The organism is Natribaculum luteum (assembly GCF_023008545.1).
GTDB classification, from domain to species: Archaea; Halobacteriota; Halobacteria; order Halobacteriales; family Natrialbaceae; genus Natribaculum; species Natribaculum luteum.
The window spans coordinates 1,759,214-1,775,463 of sequence record NZ_CP095397.1 but is presented as its reverse complement, the minus strand read 5'-3'; the positions used below and the strand labels follow the sequence as shown (position 1 = coordinate 1,775,463).

The 16,250-nt window shown below is 64.3% G+C and carries 18 protein-coding genes and 2 pseudogenes; 10 read left to right on the top strand and 10 right to left on the bottom strand.

Going from position 1 to position 16,250, the window contains the following annotated elements; all coding sequences use genetic code 11:
• The first annotated feature begins 7 nt into the window (after nt 1-7).
• From MU558_RS09115 to MU558_RS09095, 5 genes are read left to right on the top strand one after another with little or no spacing between them, the layout of a single operon-like run.
• The gene (locus MU558_RS09115; protein ID WP_246974613.1) at nt 8-208 is read left to right on the top strand and encodes a hypothetical protein; all 201 of its coding nucleotides are present in this window, start codon (nt 8-10) and stop codon (nt 206-208) included.
• Nucleotides 209-265: 57 nt separating this feature from the next.
• Entirely contained in the window at nt 266-928 is a 663-nt protein-coding gene (locus tag MU558_RS09110) for an energy-coupling factor ABC transporter permease (RefSeq protein ID WP_246974609.1), read from the top strand.
• Nucleotides 925-1,200 (top strand): energy-coupling factor ABC transporter substrate-binding protein, encoded by a 276-nt coding sequence (locus tag MU558_RS09105; RefSeq protein WP_246974606.1) that lies wholly within the window; start codon nt 925-927, stop codon nt 1,198-1,200. Before MU558_RS09110 ends, MU558_RS09105 begins: the two co-directional genes overlap by 4 nt.
• Nucleotides 1,184-1,909, top strand: coding sequence for a cobalt ECF transporter T component CbiQ (gene cbiQ / locus MU558_RS09100; protein WP_246974604.1), 726 nt, complete (start codon nt 1,184-1,186; stop codon nt 1,907-1,909). The genes MU558_RS09105 and cbiQ overlap by 17 nt, the downstream gene beginning before the upstream one ends.
• On the top strand, nt 1,906-2,619 hold the full coding sequence (locus MU558_RS09095; protein ID WP_246974601.1) for an energy-coupling factor ABC transporter ATP-binding protein: 714 nt from the start codon (nt 1,906-1,908) through the stop codon (nt 2,617-2,619). Before cbiQ ends, MU558_RS09095 begins: the two co-directional genes overlap by 4 nt.
• A gap of 10 nt (nt 2,620-2,629) precedes the next feature.
• Here the strand turns inward: MU558_RS09095 and MU558_RS09090 are convergent, their stop codons facing one another.
• The 4 genes and pseudogenes from MU558_RS09090 to MU558_RS09075 form a co-directional block, all read right to left on the bottom strand.
• A complete protein-coding gene (locus MU558_RS09090; RefSeq protein WP_246974598.1) occupies nt 2,630-3,727 on the bottom strand; it encodes a glycosyltransferase in 1,098 nt (365 codons plus the stop codon).
• A gap of 1 nt (nt 3,728) precedes the next feature.
• Nucleotides 3,729-4,700 (bottom strand): glycosyltransferase family 4 protein, encoded by a 972-nt coding sequence (locus MU558_RS09085; RefSeq protein ID WP_246974595.1) that lies wholly within the window; start codon nt 4,698-4,700, stop codon nt 3,729-3,731.
• 304 nt (nt 4,701-5,004) lie between these two features.
• Nucleotides 5,005-5,862: a hypothetical protein gene (locus tag MU558_RS09080; protein WP_246974592.1), complete on the bottom strand. Its 858-nt coding sequence runs from the start codon at nt 5,860-5,862 to the stop codon at nt 5,005-5,007.
• 82 nt (nt 5,863-5,944) lie between these two features.
• Nucleotides 5,945-6,266, bottom strand: a pseudogene (locus MU558_RS09075) (NAD-dependent epimerase/dehydratase family protein); the annotation flags it as partial.
• A gap of 151 nt (nt 6,267-6,417) precedes the next feature.
• Here MU558_RS09075 and MU558_RS09070 point away from each other — a divergent pair.
• Nucleotides 6,418-7,788 (top strand): aryl-sulfate sulfotransferase, encoded by a 1,371-nt coding sequence (locus tag MU558_RS09070; RefSeq protein WP_377070959.1) that lies wholly within the window; start codon nt 6,418-6,420, stop codon nt 7,786-7,788.
• A 331-nt stretch (nt 7,789-8,119) separates the two neighbouring features.
• Complete coding sequence (locus tag MU558_RS09065) at nt 8,120-8,737, top strand: GAP family protein (RefSeq protein WP_246974589.1); 618 nt, start codon at nt 8,120-8,122, stop codon at nt 8,735-8,737.
• On the opposite strand, the gene MU558_RS09060 is transcribed toward MU558_RS09065, so the two are convergent.
• Both MU558_RS09060 and MU558_RS09055 read right to left on the bottom strand, forming a co-directional pair.
• A complete protein-coding gene (locus MU558_RS09060; protein WP_246974586.1) occupies nt 8,734-9,255 on the bottom strand; it encodes a DedA family protein in 522 nt (173 codons plus the stop codon). The two genes, MU558_RS09065 and MU558_RS09060, sit on opposite strands and share 4 nt — an antisense overlap.
• A 50-nt stretch (nt 9,256-9,305) precedes the next feature.
• A complete protein-coding gene (locus tag MU558_RS09055) occupies nt 9,306-10,856 on the bottom strand; it encodes a sulfatase (RefSeq protein ID WP_246974583.1) in 1,551 nt (516 codons plus the stop codon).
• A 155-nt stretch (nt 10,857-11,011) separates the two neighbouring features.
• Here MU558_RS09055 and MU558_RS09050 point away from each other — a divergent pair, with 155 nt between their 5' ends.
• A complete protein-coding gene (locus tag MU558_RS09050) occupies nt 11,012-12,034 on the top strand; it encodes a lysylphosphatidylglycerol synthase transmembrane domain-containing protein (RefSeq protein ID WP_246974580.1) in 1,023 nt (340 codons plus the stop codon).
• Nucleotides 12,035-12,262: 228 nt separating this feature from the next.
• Here the strand turns inward: MU558_RS09050 and MU558_RS09045 are convergent, their stop codons facing one another.
• The 4 genes and pseudogenes from MU558_RS09045 to MU558_RS09030 all read right to left on the bottom strand — a co-directional run bounded on the left by MU558_RS09045 (nt 12,263) and on the right by MU558_RS09030 (nt 15,109).
• Complete coding sequence (locus tag MU558_RS09045; protein ID WP_246974577.1) at nt 12,263-12,457, bottom strand: CbaC protein; 195 nt, start codon at nt 12,455-12,457, stop codon at nt 12,263-12,265.
• Between the two features lie 175 nt (nt 12,458-12,632).
• Nucleotides 12,633-14,369: a b(o/a)3-type cytochrome-c oxidase subunit 1 gene (locus MU558_RS09040; RefSeq protein ID WP_246974574.1), complete on the bottom strand. Its 1,737-nt coding sequence runs from the start codon at nt 14,367-14,369 to the stop codon at nt 12,633-12,635.
• Between the two features lie 9 nt (nt 14,370-14,378).
• Nucleotides 14,379-14,936 (bottom strand): annotated as a pseudogene (locus MU558_RS09035) (cytochrome c oxidase subunit II); the annotation flags it as partial.
• Nucleotides 14,933-15,109 carry a hypothetical protein gene (locus tag MU558_RS09030; RefSeq protein ID WP_246974534.1) on the bottom strand — a complete coding sequence of 59 codons (177 nt, stop codon included), beginning with the start codon at nt 15,107-15,109 and terminating at the stop codon, nt 14,933-14,935. The pseudogene MU558_RS09035 and the gene MU558_RS09030, both read right to left, overlap by 4 nt.
• A gap of 99 nt (nt 15,110-15,208) precedes the next feature.
• On the opposite strand from MU558_RS09030, the gene MU558_RS09025 reads away from it, so the two are divergent.
• The gene (locus MU558_RS09025; protein ID WP_246974531.1) at nt 15,209-15,418 is read left to right on the top strand and encodes a DUF8131 family protein; all 210 of its coding nucleotides are present in this window, start codon (nt 15,209-15,211) and stop codon (nt 15,416-15,418) included.
• 5 nt (nt 15,419-15,423) lie between these two features.
• Nucleotides 15,424-16,248: a sulfite exporter TauE/SafE family protein gene (locus MU558_RS09020; RefSeq protein WP_246974528.1), complete on the top strand. Its 825-nt coding sequence runs from the start codon at nt 15,424-15,426 to the stop codon at nt 16,246-16,248.
• The last annotated feature ends 2 nt before the right edge of the window (nt 16,249-16,250 follow it).

The following is a 16,250-nucleotide window of genomic DNA, read 5'->3' as shown; positions in this document are numbered from 1 at the left end:
CGCGTTCGTGACGGTCCTACGTTCGAACGCGTTCGACGGCGAATCCGACTCGAGTACCCCCTCGTCGAGCACCGATAGCGCGTACGGCGTCGCCCCGAAACGACGAGCGATCGGTGGCGAGACCGTCGCTCGAGCGACGGAGGGTGTACTCGGCGACCTCGAAGCTGTCGAGCGCATCACGAGTCGAGGACAAGCACTATTGTTATAATACAATCGTAATTGTTTTACCACCCTCGAAAATAGTCACGATCGGTGTCAAACGAAGATGCACATCATGGAAGGATTCCTGCCGCCGTTCTGGGCGGCGGCCTGGTATCTCGTCGCCGCGCCGGTCGTCGCGTTCGGCGCGTACAGAACCGCGAAGATGGTCCGTGAAGACTCGAGTCGCATCGCGCTCGTCGCGATCGCCGGGGCGTTCGTGTTCGTCTTCTCGGCGCTGAAGATTCCCTCGGTGACGGGGAGCACGTCCCACCCGACGGGAACCGGCGTCGCGGTCGTCCTGTTCGGTCCGGCCGTCACGGCGTTTCTCTCGACGATCGTCCTCCTCTATCAGTCGCTGTTGCTCGCCCACGGCGGCATCTCGACGCTCGGGGCGAACGTCGCCGCGATGGGGATCGTCGGCCCGTTCGTCGGGTGGCTCACCTACCGGTTTACGCGACGGTACGCGGGTCTCGAGGGGTCGACGTTCGCCGCGACGGTCGTCACGAACTGGGTCACCTACCTCGTGACGTCCGCCCAGCTCGCGATGGCCTTTCCGGCAGGCGGCGGCCTCGAGGGGGTCGTCTCGGCGATGGCCGGGTTCGCGGCCGTCTTCGCCGTGACGCAGGTCCCGATCGGCCTCGTCGAGGGGGGGATCGCCGCGGGTCTGATCGGCTATCTGGTCGAGGTGAAAGCGGACGTTCGGACGCGACTGAGGGTGTCAGCGTGAACCGAGCGATCCTCGTCGGCGTCGTCTTGCTGGTCGCCCTGGTCGCGATCACGGGGGTCGTCCCGGGAGCGTGGGGCGGTGCCGACGGCGAGGCCGAGGAAACGATCGGCGAGGTCGCACCGGAGTACGAGCCGTGGCTCTCCCCGATCTGGACGCCGCCGAGCGGCGAGATCGAGAGTCTCCTGTTTAGCCTGCAGGCAGGGCTCGGCGGGGCGGTCATCGGCTACTACGTGGGCGCGTTCGGACGAAACCGGAATGCATCAAACGCTTGAGTCGGTGCAGGTCGCCTCGAGGCCCGCGATCGACGGCCCGCTGAAAGTCTACGTGTCGCTGCTCGCACTGGCGCTGGTCGTCGCGAGCCCGAACGAGGCGACGCGACTCGGCGCGCTCGCGCTGTTTTCGGCGCTCGCACTCGACGCCGCCGGACGTCACTACCTGCGTCTGCTCGGTCCGCCCGTGGCCTTTCTGGTGCCGAGTCTGGTCGTGATCCTCGCCGTCACCGGCGGCGAGACCGTCGTCGTTCGCGTCTGGCTCCTCGAGGTGACGGCAGAGGCCGTCGAGACCGCCGCGACGACGGGGTTGCGCTCGGTCGCTGCGCTGTCGGTGATGGCCTTCCTCGTGCTCAGCACGCCCGTCCCGGAGCTGTTCGCGGCCCTCCGACGGCTCCGCGTGCCCGCGTTCGTGGTCGACCTGTCGCTTTTCGTCTACCGCGGAATCCAGATTCTGCTCGCCGAAGCCGACCGGCTACGAACCGCCGCCGCCGCCCGACTCGGGTACGTCGACCGGCGAACGCAGGTCCGAACCACGAAGCTCGTCGCCGGCTCGTTGCTCGTGGGGTCGCTCGAGCGCGCCGAACGCGTCGACGAGGCGATGCGTGCGCGGTGTTACGACGGGCGGATGCCGACCGTCGAGCGGGCGAACGAGGGGTACGCTCCCGCGGCCGTCGTCCTCGGCGTGCTGATTGCGACGGTGGTACTGTGACGATCGAGACGACCGACCTCGAGTTCGCCTACGAGGGCGAGCCGGTCCTGCGTGGCGTCGACTTCCGTGCCGCAGGCGGCGAGGTGACGATGCTGCTCGGACGGAACGGGGCCGGCAAGTCGACGCTACTCAAACACCTCAACGGACTCGTCGAACCCGACGGCGGCGCAGTCTACGTCGACGACGAGCGCGTGACCTACGACGACGCGAGCCTCCGCGACCTCCGGACGAAGGTAGGCTACGTCTTCCAGAACCCCGACGACCAGCTCGTCGCGCCGACCGTGGGCCAGGACGTCGCGTTCGGACCCGAGAACGTCGGCGTCGACGCTGCCCGACGAACTCAAGAGGCACTCGAGACGGTCGGACTGTCCGGGTTCGACGACCGGCTGTGTACCACGTTGAGCGGTGGCGAGAAAAAGCGCGTCTCGCTCGCAGGCGTGCTGGCGATGGACCCCGACTACCTGCTGTTCGACGAACCGACGCTCGGGCTCGACGGCGACGGCTGTTCGACGATCAGTGCTGTGATCGACGCGTTGCGACGCGAGGGGATCACGGTCGTCGTCGCGACCCACGACCTCGGGTTCGCGCTCTCCGTCGGCGACGTGCTGACGGTACTCGAGGACGGGGAGATCGGCTATCGGGACGCGACCATCTCCCGCGAGCGCGCCGCGGAGTTCGGTCTCCGGACGTTCGCCTTCGACGGCTACTAGGCGCTCGTCGCTATCCGCGATCGCGTTCGGGAAGTTTCCACCGCTGGGTCGTCTCGGCGTACGTCCCGTCGGTCGAGAGCGTGACCTCCCGGTAGAGGCTCTCGAGTTGCTCGAGCGTGTGCTGGATCGAGTACGTCTCGACGGCGGCTCTCGTGTCCCAGTCCGTCTCGAGGCAGGTCTCGATCGTCTCGGCCATGTCGTCGCGGTCCCCGTATCCGAAGCGCGCGCCGTTTTCCGGCCCGATCGTGTCCGTAAACGGCGGGACGTCGGCGGCCGCAACGGGCGTGCCACAGGCGTTGGCCTCGAGCGTCGACAGACCCAACGTGTCGCCGGTCGAGGCGGTGACGAACGCGTCGATCGACGAGTAGAAGACGGGAAGCTCCTCTCGCGGCAGGAAATCGAGGAACTCGACGTTGTCGGGGGCGTCACATTCGAGCGATCGACGGGCGGGGCCTTCGCCGACGACGACGAACTCGTACTCGGACAGCCGTTCGGCGACCGCGACGATCTCGTCGACGTTCTTCTCGCCGCTGATTCGGCCGCTGTACCCGATCACCGTCCGGTCCGGGTACCACTCCTCGTCGGTCGGCTGGAAGAACTCCATGTCGATCCCGACGGGGAGTTTGACGGGGTCGACCTCGCGGTCGATCCGTTCGGTCGAGGCGGTGACGGCGTCGAAACTCCCCAGGAGCGTGTTCTCCCAGGGGAGGTAGAGCCGAGTCAGAAGCGACGCCAGCCGTCGCGACTTGACACTCTGTGGGAAGTACTCCTCGAGCGGGGTATGGTGCGTGTAGATCGCCGGAACGTCGCGCTTCCAGGCGTAGTACCGCCCGAGGATGCCGACCGGTGCTGGCCCGTGACAGTGGACGAGATCGAGGTCGGGAAGCGCCGAGAGGCGTTTGAAAAGCGGGATCCGGTAGCCGCTGTAAAACGGGTTCGGGACCGAACTGACGGGGATCTCCCGCTCCCCTGGTTCGTAGTCGCCGTCGGGATAGACGACGTAGACCTCGTGACCGTTTCGCTCGAGTCGTTCCCGCCAGTGTTTGATCGTGTACGTTACCCCGTCGATCTCCGGGAAGTAGCTGTCCGTGAAGAATCCGACTTTCATATCAGGTCAACCCCGTGTACAGCGAGTGCAACTGATCTGCCGTATTCGAGAGCGAGAACTGTTCGCTGGTCTGTAACGCGTTCTCGCCGAGTCGCTCTCGTACCGTCTCGTCTGTGAGCCGCGCGAGCTGTTCGTCGAACGTCCCGTCTGACTTCAGGCAGTCGTGTCCGTCCTCGAGCCACGCGAACGTGTCGATGTCCCTGACGACGACCGGCGTCCCGGTGCTCATCGCCTCGAGCAGTGCGATTCCTTCGTTCTCCTCGTGTGTTGGGAAGAAGAAGATGTCTCCGGCGGCGTACGCGCCACGGATATCGTCGACAAAGCCCGTGAACGTGCAGTTGTCCGGCGACTCCTCGATGAGTTTCGTCGTCTCTCGTCCCTTCAGCGAGAGGTCGAGTGGACCGAACCAGACGAAGTCCAGTTCGGGCATCCGGCGGGCCGTCTCGACGAACTCGCGAAGCCCCTTTCGCTTGATCACGTGCCCGACGAGGAAGACGACCGGCGGCGTCAGGTCGTACCGCTTTCGGTACTCCTCTGTGAGCGTCTCGAAGCCCTCGAGTTTCTCCCGGTCGACGCCGTTCGAGATGACGGTCGTCTTCGCATCGGAGTACGTCTCGATGAGTTCTCGGTTGTACTCCGAGGGACAGACCAGCGCGTCGCCGAGACTGTAGGCCGTCTCGAGATACGGCCGCAGGGGTTTGGCGAGCAGGTTCGTAAATCGAAAGCTGTCGCCGAAGTCCTCGGCGGTCACGTGAGTGTGGATCACGACCGGAACGTCGCGACGCTTCGCGCGCTTTGCGTAGTAGATCGACCGAGGACCCATGAGATTCAGATGCAGAACGTCGGCGTCGAGATCGGGCTCGACGGTGTACTCGATCCCCCGCTCTTCTAACATCTTTCGCTGGTGTTTCACCGACTCCCGGACCCCCCCTGTCACCACGTCTTCGAACTCAAAATAGTGACTGGTCCTCATTCTGATCGGTATGGTTGGCGGTTAGATGGGACGGTTATCAATTTTTCCCTCCCGAACGTGTGAACGGCTCGAGACGACGATTTTTGGCGAGTTTCGAGGGCGAGGCGATGTGCGACATCGTGACTCATATAGGCGTCGTCACCGAGACGAGTGCGACGTCGGCGACCAGCGTCGGGACGTCGCTGCTGACCTCGAGTCGCGTGCGGTCGATTCGGGCCACGACAGCCGATCATCGTCGTCGATACGCGTCCGGACCGCTCTCCCGTTCCAGCGATGCATCGTGTGGTAGAACCCGCCTCGAGTCCTACTGCACTTCGAGCCACGGGACCTCCATCAGCGCAGGGATGTGTGTCTCGATGTGGTGTTCCCAGACGCCTTCCTCGCCGAACGCCTCGCCGTGGTCCGCGGTGACGACGACGGTGCCGTCGAGTTCGTCGATCAGGTCCACGACGGACTCGAGGGCGATCCGGAGGTTCTCCTCGTAGTACGCAAGCGCCGCCTCACGCGTGCCGTCGCGCAGGAGGGTGCCGGGGTCGAGTTCGAGCCACAGGCCGGCCTTCTGTGCGACCTCGCTGTCCTCGAGGGCGCTCTCGACGCGCGGTCGAACGGTGTCGCCGACCGACGAGAGCAAGCCGCCGTCCTCGTTGCTCTCTTCGGCTTCCTCCTGACGACGGATCCCCTTGCGGATCTGTTTTAACTTCTGGCCCTTGCCTCGAGCGAGGTAGGGAGCGTGCGGTTGCATGTAGTGGATGACGGTCCGCTCGGCACGCTCGACGGCGTCTCGGTGGTCGTGAAACGACTCCGCGAGGCTCTCGGGCGGGACCGTCCCGAGGTCGTCGTCCCAGCCGTGTTTCCACACGTCGAAAACCTGGCTTATGTGGTCTGTCGCAGACCACTCGTAGTCACAGCTTGCACCCCACTTCAGTTCGTTCAGCGGGATGCCGAGGCTGTTGATGAAGGGGTTCGACGAGAAGTACGCGAGGTCGTGGTCACCGGTGAACGTCCGGTAGGCCCACTCCGGGGTGGACGAACCGGTGCTCCAGCGCTTTTCGAGAGTACCGTCGAGATACTCGTCGTAAAGCTCGCTGAAGACGTCGTAACGACACGCGTCCAGCACCACGCAGTAATCCCAATCGGACTCGAGGAAACGCTGGTCCTGCATCAGTCGTCACAAAATTCGATCAAAGAGACATATGCCTTCCGATGCGAGAACGACGGCGTAACGTCCAGCGTGCGTGTCGTCGCGTCGAGTCGGCGTAGACGACCGTGTCACACCCATCCTTGCGGGCCTGTTCGACGACGTTGACACACGCCACGACGGGGAGTTTCCTCGTGCATCGCGTACGAGGAAAGTGCCGCGAGGTGGAAGACGACGTCGACGTCCGTCGGGAGGTCCTCGTCGAGGACGCTCGCCTCGACGAACTCGACGTCGGGAGAGAGAATCTTCGGTGTGTCGAGGTGACAGTCGTCGACCGCGACGACCTCGTTGCGCTCGGCCAACTCGTTGGCGAGGTTCGATCCGATAAAGCCAGCGACGCCGGTGACGAGTACGCGTGGATCCAGCATCCGTCAGTAAGACCGATCAAAAGGGGTTCAACTGCGAGAGCGGGCAAACGCGGCCGGCGGTGCCAAGAGCATATGACGCTTCCCGTAGAACGGCGCAGGTAGGTCCTCGAGACATGTCACGTTCTCCACTGCGCGCGCGGGTGATGATATCGTGAACGTCCGCTCGGTTCTCACCCGAAACCGCCTCCGGGCCACCTTCGTGATCGTCGTCGTGCTGTCGAGTGCCGTCATCGCCTACGGGTCGGCTCACGGCCGCTCGACCGCGAGTGAGGCGGACGTCCCCAGGGCGGAGCCTCGAGACGGCCACACGGTCGTCACCGAGTCGGGCCGGTACGGGACGATCGTCGCCTACGCGCCGGACGGCAGCCTCGAGTACTACGACAGCAGTCACACGAAGTACTTCGACGTCGACCCCGTCGACAGCGAGGCGACGACCGTCGAGTACGCCGCAACCGACACGATCCACACAGAGGGACCGACCTGTCGAACGCCGCCGTGTACGCGCAACGTCGTCGAACGGGTCAACCTCTCGACCGGCGAGACCGAGGAGATCTACGCCCGCTACGACCACCGGGAGAAATCCGGCGAGTGGCACGACGTGGATCGCATCGACGACACCCACATCGTCGTCGCCGACATCGTCGCAGATCAGGTGTTCGTCGTCGACACCGAGACGGAACTCGTCGAGTGGCTCTGGGACGCCCAGAGCGAGTTCCCCGTCGATGGAGGCGGCGCGTACCCGACCAACTGGGCACACATCAACGACGTCGAGTACGTCGAGCGCGGAGAGCAGGCGGGACGGATCGTGGTCAGCCTGCGAAACCAGGACCAGGTCGTCTTCCTCGACCGAGACGAGGGCCTGCTCGAGGAGTGGACCCTGGGTGCCGAGGACGACTACGACGTCCTGTACGAGCAGCACAATCCGGACTACATCCCGGAAGACGAGGGCGGTCCAGCCGTACTCGTCGCCGACTCGGAGAACGACCGCGTCCAGGAGTTCCAGCGCGAGGACGGCGAGTGGAACCGAACCTGGGAGTGGACCGACGCACGGATGGAGTGGCCCCGCGACGCCGACCGCCTGCCCGGCGGCAACACCCTCGTCGCCGACACGCACGGCGAACGGATCCTCGAGATCGATCCCGACGGCGATATCGTCTGGGAGGTGCCGGTGTCACACCCCTACGACGTCGAACGCCTCGAGACCGGCGACGAGAGCACGGGTGGGCAGAGCGCGGCGCAACTCGGACTCGAGTCGCGAACTGTCGGCGCAGGTAACGCGAACGACGAGCGTAGCCTCCTGCCGATCGGGACGCTCCGATCGCTCGCCAGGGACCTCCTGCCCCACCGCCTCACCAACGCCGCCGTCTACGTCAGCCCGGTGTGGATGGGTGCGTCGGAGTTCGCTGCCGCCATCGGGATCGGACTGACCGGCCTCGCGTGGGCCACACTCGAGGTCAAGTGGGGGCTGGCCGCCGCCGGGGTTCGGTTTCGAACGCCGGTGTACCGCCAGGACGACGAGTGATCGGGTCGCCCGCTCGCGACCCTCGAGCGTGGTGCCATCCGGTCAGTCCGATGCCGGACGCCGATGCGAACGCGGCGTCGGCGAGTCGGCGAGTGACGCTCGGACGATTCGACGCCGGAGAGGAACCGGCCATCCGGCCAAGCTTTAACCCGTTTTGCGTCTGACTAGCGGTTGACAGTCGAAACCGGAACTCGAGTTGGAGTATGTCACCCAAGGTCACACCCACGCGAGGAGACGGACGCCGCCCCTCCACCGGGGGGACGGAATCGACGGAATTAGCCGGGTCGATTCCTGTCCGGCACCCGAACGGCGGTCCCGGGGTAGGTGAGCCATGAAGTTCCTCGAGGTGTTGCCGCTGGTGTTCGTGATGATCGGGGGCCCCCAGATCCTCAGCGCCATCTTCCTCGCGACGAGCGAGAACTGGCGACGAAACTCCGCCGCGTTCGTCGGTGGTGCGGCCATCTCGATCCCGCTCGTCGTCACGGTCGCCTACGTATTCAGCGCCAGTGCGACCGAACAGGGCGAACCGAACACGACGGTCAGCACGATCGTCCTCGTCGCGCTTTTGCTCGCGATGGTGCATACGTATCAGACGAGAGAGGAGGCGGAACCACCGCGGTGGATGGGGAAACTCGAGACCGCGACGCCGCGATTCTCGTTTCGGCTCGGCTTTCTCCTCATGGGGTTTTTCCCGACCGACATCCTCACCTCGGTCGCCGTCGGCTCGTACCTGGCGGCCCGTAACGCCCCGTGGACGGACGCCGTCCCGTTTATCCTGCTCACGCTCTTGGCCCTGGCGCTCCCGTCGCTTGCCCTGGTCGCGTTCGGCAAGCGCGCGGAAACCTTCCTCCCGAAGGTGCGAGCGTGGATGAACTCACACTCGTGGATCGTCAACGAGATCGTGCTCCTCCTGTTCGTCGCGATGTCGCTCAACAACCTGCTCGGCTAGACGAGCAGGTGTCCGCCGAGGACGTACAGCACCGCGAGAATCGACTGGAAGGAGAGCGATCCGAGCGCCGACAGGACGACGAACGTCCGCGGGTCCATCGTCGACAGTCCGGCGGGGATAGTAAGCAGGCCGCGGACGAACAGCAAGGTGTTGCTCACCGGGACCGCGATCACGCCCCAGCGGTCGAACCAGCCGTCGAACCGATCGAGTCGCGACTCCGAGAGGCGAAGCCAGCGCGACTGGAGGACGTACTCGCGGCCGCCGCGTCGGACGACGAAAAACAGGAGCAACTGCCCGACGGTCGTGCCGACGACCGCGATGGCGACGATGGCGGCGACCTCGGGAAGCGACGAGCCGATCAGCAAGAGCGCCCCCGGCACCACGAGTTCGCTCGGCATGAAGCGCAACAGCATCGCGCCCTCGAGGATGCAGATGCCAAACAGCACTGCCAGGCCGAGTTCCGAGTCGAGCATCGACGTGAGCCACTCGGGCATTCGATCGACCTGGAGCGGGATCATCGGCAGCGTTGTTATCGGTTGTCGCCCTTAAGTGTTCAGATCGGTGCAGGTCACTCCATGTACCCCAGGTCCCGGAGGCGCTCCTGGATCTCCTCGTCGGCGTCGGCGAGTGCCTCGTCGGGATCGGCGTCGTCGACGTCCGGCGTCGTCCACGCGCCACCGGCCGCGTCTTCGAACGCCGCGAGCGCGCGCTCGGCCGCCGCGACCGCCTCGTCGTCGGCCGCCTCGAGCGGCGACTGCTCGGCGGGGTCGACGTCGAGTCTGAATCCTTCGTCGTCGATCACGTCCGCGCGAACGTACTTGGCATCCGTGCTGCGAGCGGCGCGCAGTCGGGAGTAGCCCCGATGGTCGTCCGGCAGGTCGATCCCGGCATCGGCCGCCTTCTCCTCTAGGTGGTGCAGTTCGATGACCGGCCGAGAGTACTCGACGAACGCGTAGTCGTCCTCACCGTCGCGGACGGCTCGCTGTCCGGGATCCGGGTCGGCGACGTCGTCGAACTCGCGGTAGGAACTCGAGAGCAGCGACCGCGTCGGGTCGCAGGCGACGGCGTCGGTCCTGGTGGGGTCGACCTCGAGAGCGTCGAGCGTCGTGTGATAGAGGTCGACCAGTTCGACGAGGTCGGTTCGTCGGTCGCCCTCGAGTGCGGGGTGTTTGACCAGCAGCGGGACGTTGATCAGTTCGTCGTAGAGGGCGAACTCGTGTCCGTAGAGGTCGTGTTCGGCGTGCAGTTCGCCGTGATCGGCACAGACGACGACGGTCGTGTCGTCCCAGCGGTCGGTCGCCTTGAGCCACTCGAACAGGCGACCGAGTTCGGCGTCGATGTGTGCGATCTCGGCGTCGTAGAGTCCGCGTATGTCCGCCCACTCGTCGTCGTCGATTTCGCGAGCGCCGGAGTTGTACTCTTTCGAGTTCTGGCAGACGTCCGATGGGTCGACGTCGGGTGCGAACCGGGATCGGTACTCCTCGGGCGGGTGATACGGCAGGTGGGCGTCCATCAGGTTGACGAACGCGAACCAGCCGTCGTCACTCTGGCTTCCCTCGATGAACGACTTCGTCCGGTCGACGACGGCCGGCGTCTTCGAATCCGCACCGTCGTCGCTGGCGAGTCGAGCGTGTGCTTTCGCTCCGATCCGGACGACCCGGGAGGCCAGGTTCCGAAGGGACTCGTTGTCGTTGACGAGTTGCCACGCCCTCGAGAGCGGACCCGAGAGGAAGTCGCCGGGCATGACCTCGAAGAACGTGTCGTGGTCGTCGAATCCGCGGGTGAGATTCGTGTACGGCGTGATCCACGCGTTCGAGGAGTAACACGCCGTGTCGTAGCCGGCTGCCGACAGGACCGACGCGAGCGTCCCAGCGTCGTCGAGGTACGGACTCCCCTGGTCGGCCCCGTGCTGGGAGGGATAGAGCCCGGTGAACATCGACGCGTGCACCGGCAACGTCCACGGTGCCGGCGCGACGGCCGACTCGAAGACGGTCGCTTCCGCGGCAAACGATTCCAGTGACGGCGTCGTCGGCCGGTCGTACCCGTAGGGCGTCAGATGGTCCTTTCGGACCGTATCGAGCACGACGAAGAGGACGTTAGACGGGCCCTGACTATCCATCGTCGGTGATACCGAACTATCACTGATAAATCGATCGGAACGAATACGCCCGCGGCACGCTCGAGACTGCGGCGGGTTCGGATTCGGGTACGAGAATTCGAATCTCGAGTGCAACGGGAACGCCTTTCACCGCAGGCTACGTGGCTACGACCTGAATGGACGGGCGAAACTGGCGCATTCTCGCCGCGAGCGTGGCCGGCACGATCGCCATCTTCGCAGTGTTGTTCTTTCTGGTCGGCGGTCGCCGTGTTCTCGAGGTACTGTTCACGGCGACGCCGTCGCTGGTCGCCGTGACGTTCGTCTTCGGCCTGGCCTGGCTCGCCGCCTGGAGTCTCATGCTGTGGGTCATTCTCGGGACTCTCGAGGTAGACGTCCCGGCCGGCAAGTCGTTTTTCATCTACGCTGCGGTCGTCTTCGCGAACAACGTGACGCCGTTCGGCCAGGCCGGCGGTGAGCCGGTCGCAGCCTTGCTCATCTCGCGAACCTCGAGGGCACGGTACGAAACCGGGCTCGTCGGGATCGCGAGCCTCGACGTGCTCAACGTCGTCCCGTCAGTTTCGCTGGTACTGGTCGGCGTCGGCTACTACGCGGCCCACTTTACGCTCGGCGACCGACTGCAGACGGCCGTTGGCTCCGCGATCGTGGTGGTCGTCTCGGTCGCCGCCGTACTGCTGCTCACGTGGCGGTACCGCCACAGGTTCGTAGACCGGACGGCCGGCGTGATCTCGAGGACTGCCGGACGGTTTCGGCTGGCTCGCTTCACGACGGAAGCGATCACCGAGCAGACGATCGCCGACCGCATGCACCGCTTTTTCGGCCACGTCGAGCGGGTAGCGGTCAACCGCCGTCGACTCGTCTCGACGCTCGGGTTGTCGCTGCTCGGGTGGCTCTTTCAGGGGGCCGCACTCCTGGCCGCGTTCGCCGCGGTCGGCCACACCATCCCGCTGTACGTCGTGTTGTTCGTCATCCCGCTCGGGAACCTCGCCGGTGCGGCCCCGCTTCCGGGCGGTCTCGGTGGGATCGAAGCCGCATTCGTCGCACTCCTCGTTCCGACGACCGGAGTACCGGCGTCCGTCGTCACCGCGGCCGTCCTCATCTTCCGTGCAGCGATCTACTGGATGCCAGTCTTCATCGGTGGCGGATCGATGACGGCGTTAGGCGTCCGGACGCTCGCGTGATACGGACTCCCGCTGTACGTCAGTTCCGGCGCAACCACAGGGCGGTCGCGGTTGCACCGGTACATCGGTACAGCAGGCCTGCGAGTCGACGGCACAGCACGAGTGATACGGTCTGCTGTCCCTCGTTTCCACAGCGACCGCCCGACGGGACGCGGTCGCTGCGGGACGGATGGACAGCGGTCCGTATGAGAAAGGTCCTCGCGATTCGAGAGAAAGAGACAAGCAAGGTCAGGCTGCGTCAGAGTCGTCCGACTCGGGGAGCGTCGCCCAGAACACGATCACGCCGATCGCCAGAACGCCGATCAGGAGCGTTCCCGCCACAGATATTTCGATGCCGAGCATGTCAAAAAGCGTCCGAAGCTCGACGATGACCGGAATCAAGATCCCGATCAGGATGAGCAAGCCGCTACGAGAGATACGCATCAGTTCGTCACCTCCCGGACAGTGGCAGGGTCGAGTGGCGTGATGATCATCGTAGTCAGGCGTGAAAACGAAGCCAGGAAACCTATATCGCCCTCCGATTCCCAGTCCGTGGGAACGGGCGGCTCAGCGACTCGTCGTCCAGAAAATGGGACACGTCCCCCGAGAGGAGGAGCCCCTAGACGAGTCCAGCGGCGGACTCGAGTGCGACCTGCGCGAACAGCGTGAGGTAGTCGATGCTGACCGGGAACGCGTCGCCACCCGGACCGAGCAGACCACCGCGCGAGATGATGCTGGCGAGCGGAAGCGTGTACGCGAGGATGACGAGCACGACAGCGATCGCCGTCCACAGCTTCATGTTGTCGAGGACTGCCGGCGAGTCGTCGGGACCGGACAGCGGCGTGGGGATGACGTTCTCCCCGGGCGACTCGGCGGACTTGTTGAACGCCGTGATGAGCATGTTCCAGAGGAACAGCGTAAGCGAGAGGAACAACAGCGTCGCGCCGATCGCGAGCTGGGCGTTGAGTTCACCGACGGAACCGAGTGCCGCCTCGAACTCGAAGCCCTGGTACTGTGGCTCGGCCGTCCGACGTGGGATGCCGATCAGCCCGCTCCGGTGCATGCTGTTTGCCATGAACGTCATGCCGACGAACCAGAGCACGACCTGGAGGAGCGCGATCGGTTTACTCGCGAGCTTTCGACCGGTCATCTGCGGGATCAGCCAGTAGGAGCCGGCCATGAACGTCAGCGCGACTGCGGTCCCGACAGTGAGGTGGAAGTGACCGGGGACCCACAGCGTGTTGTGCACGAGGTAGTTGATGTTCATCCCGGCGTTGATCATGCCGGAGAAGCCACCGGCGGCGAACATCAGTCCCGCAAGCGCCATCCCGGTGAAGGCAGGTTCGCGCCACGGGAGCGACTTCAGCCACGAGAAGTAGCCGTCACCGCCGTGCTGGCGAGCACCGTGTTCGATGCTCGCGACGACGGTAAACGCCGTCAGGAAGCTCGGCAGCAGGAGGAACATCGTGTTCGTCATCACGATGAACTTGAATCCCTCCGCGATCCCGGGGTCCATGTACTGGTGGTGGATACCCACGGGCGTCGACAGCAGCAAGAACAGGATGAACACGACGCGTGCGAGCGGATCACTGAACAGCCGTCCACCGGCGAACTTCGGCAGGAGGAGGTACCACATCATGTACGCCGGCATCAGCCAGAAGTACACGATGGGGTGGCCGAAGAACCAGAACAGCGTCCGCGTCAGCAGCGGATTCACGTGGTCGAAGATACCGAGCGACCACGGGAGCAAGAACCCGAGAATCGAGACGGCGATGGCGAGCGTCGCGATGTACCACATGATCATGGTCGTCAGGACCATGAACGTCGGTAGCGGGATCCGCTCGTCGGGGTTCTCACGCTTCCAGGCCCACCAGGAGCGGAACCAGTCTGCGCCCGCGAGCCAGGTGCCGATGACGAACAGCACCAGCCCGATGTAAAACAGCGGGTGTGCCTGCAACGGCGCGTAGAACGTAAAGAGGACGTCCGCGCTCACGTCGACGGACTCGACGAAGCCAAGGAGGATCGTCACGCCAGTAATCACCGCACCGACCGTCATCATGAGGAACCACAGCCACGAGAAACTCATGTCCTCGAGGGGCCGCTCGAGACTTGTCGTCACGGCCCAGGTGAACATACCCACGAGGAAGAAGATCGTGAACGCGATCACCATGAAGACGCCGTGTGCCGTCAGAACGGTGTAGTAGTCTGCGGAGTCGATAAATCGGACGACGTCAGTCCGGTGGAGCGTCTGGATTACCCCGAAGATGCCGCCGAGGGCAAGCATGATAAACGAGGTGTAGAACGCCGACCGGATGAGTTTCGCTTCTCTCGGGAAGTGGTCGATGTAAGCACCCATTGTTTAGGCCTCCGTCTCGTCTGTAGTGTCGTTACCGGTTTCGACGTCGGTTCCGTTGATGGCGTACTCGTCTTCGGGGTGGACGATGATCTTCCCCTCCATCGTGTGGTGACCGGCGCCGCAGTACTCGGCACAGAGGATGCCGTACTCGCCGGGTTCGTCGAACTCGACGGTAACCGAGGACACCTCACCCGGGATCGCCATCGTGTTGATGTTCGTGCCGACCACGCTGAAGCTGTGAATCACGTCTTCGCTGGTGATGTAGAACGTGACGGTACTGTTTGTGGGCACCTCGATCGGATCGAGGCCGGCCTCGACGGAGCCGGGATCGAAACCGAACTGCCAGGCCCGAACGTACACTTCGTACTCGTTTTCACCGACCTGTTTGACGCCCGGCTCGCCGAAGTCTTCGTGTTCGTTCAGCGTATTGGGGTTGACCGTCTCGGCTTCGTCGTCGATCATGGCGATTCCGAGCCCGACCGATCCGTACGTAATCGTCGCGATGAAGCCGACGATCAGAACCAGTGCAGCGACGAGCCAGAGTTTTTCGTACCTGTGAATATTCATATCATCCCCACCACCGTCGGACCATTACCCAGGAACTCCACGAAGTACATGAACAGCCACATAGATGCCAGAATCAGGAAGTAAATCCCGATTAGCGCGAGCGTCCCGATCGGGTCGAACTCGTCGTGGCCGAGTTCACGCTCTCGTTCTTGCTCCTGTATTGCCGAACTCATACGGGGGCGTAGGTAAAGCCGCGACTTACGACGTAGCCCGGTTCCCAAACGATGGGAACGGGTCAACCTTTTAAGTATCTTGGGTGCAGAGCTACCCGCATGTCATTCGACGATCTGCAACCGAGGATTGCCGTGGCAGTCGGGCTCCTCGCGCTGATCCCGGCGATCATCTACGCAGTCGGACGTCCGAGCTTCGGGGGATACGTCGCAGCGATCAACGTCGTTCTGATCTTCTGGTCGCTATACCTCGCGACGGAACCCGTTGCTAACGACCACCACGGGGACGAGTCTGCTAGTAGCGCGCCGTAACGGACATGGACACGACCGCGGTGACGGAGATTTCTATCTACGCGCAAGCGCACTCTCGTTCGGTCGCCGCAGAAAACGTCGATCTACTCGTCTTTCTCGTCGTCGGGTTGCTGGCAGGAGCACACTGTCTCGGAATGTGCGGTCCACTCGTGACCGCGTACACGGACCGGGTCACTGACGGGTCGTCGCGTCGCGCACACGCGCTATCAATGTATGAAGTGCGACAACACGCCCTGTTCAACCTTGGGCGGGCAGCGAGCTACGCGATTCTGGGCGGCGTCTTCGGACTCCTCGGCGCTGCTGCGTTTACCTCCCTCGAGGTCGTCGGGTCGGTCGGTGACGCGGTCAGGGGCGTGACGGGCATCCTCGTCGGCGCCGCCATCATCACGAGTGGTCTCTACTACGTTCGCGGGAAACCGGGCATTCCACACGGGATGCCGATCGTCGGCCCGCTGTTCGACCGGATCTCGAGCGTTCTCGTCGGTCGAATCGATCGACTGGCGAACTCGCCCGGCATCGTCGGGCTGGGAGCGATCCACGGCTTGCTCCCGTGTCCGATCATCTACCCGGCGTACTTCTATGCGTTCGCACTCGGCGACCCCGTCCGGGGTGCGCTGTCACTCGCCGCACTCGGACTGGGCACGATCCCGACGCTGTTCGTCTACGGGACGGTGATCCAGTCAGTCGACGCGACAAATCGGGTTCGTCTGCACAGAGCACTCGGCGTCGCGTTCGTCGTCCTGGGGTACGTTCCGCTCCAGCACGGACTGATGATGTACGGAATTCACCTCCCACACCTGCCGCTGCCGTACCAGCCGCTACCGCTGTGAAT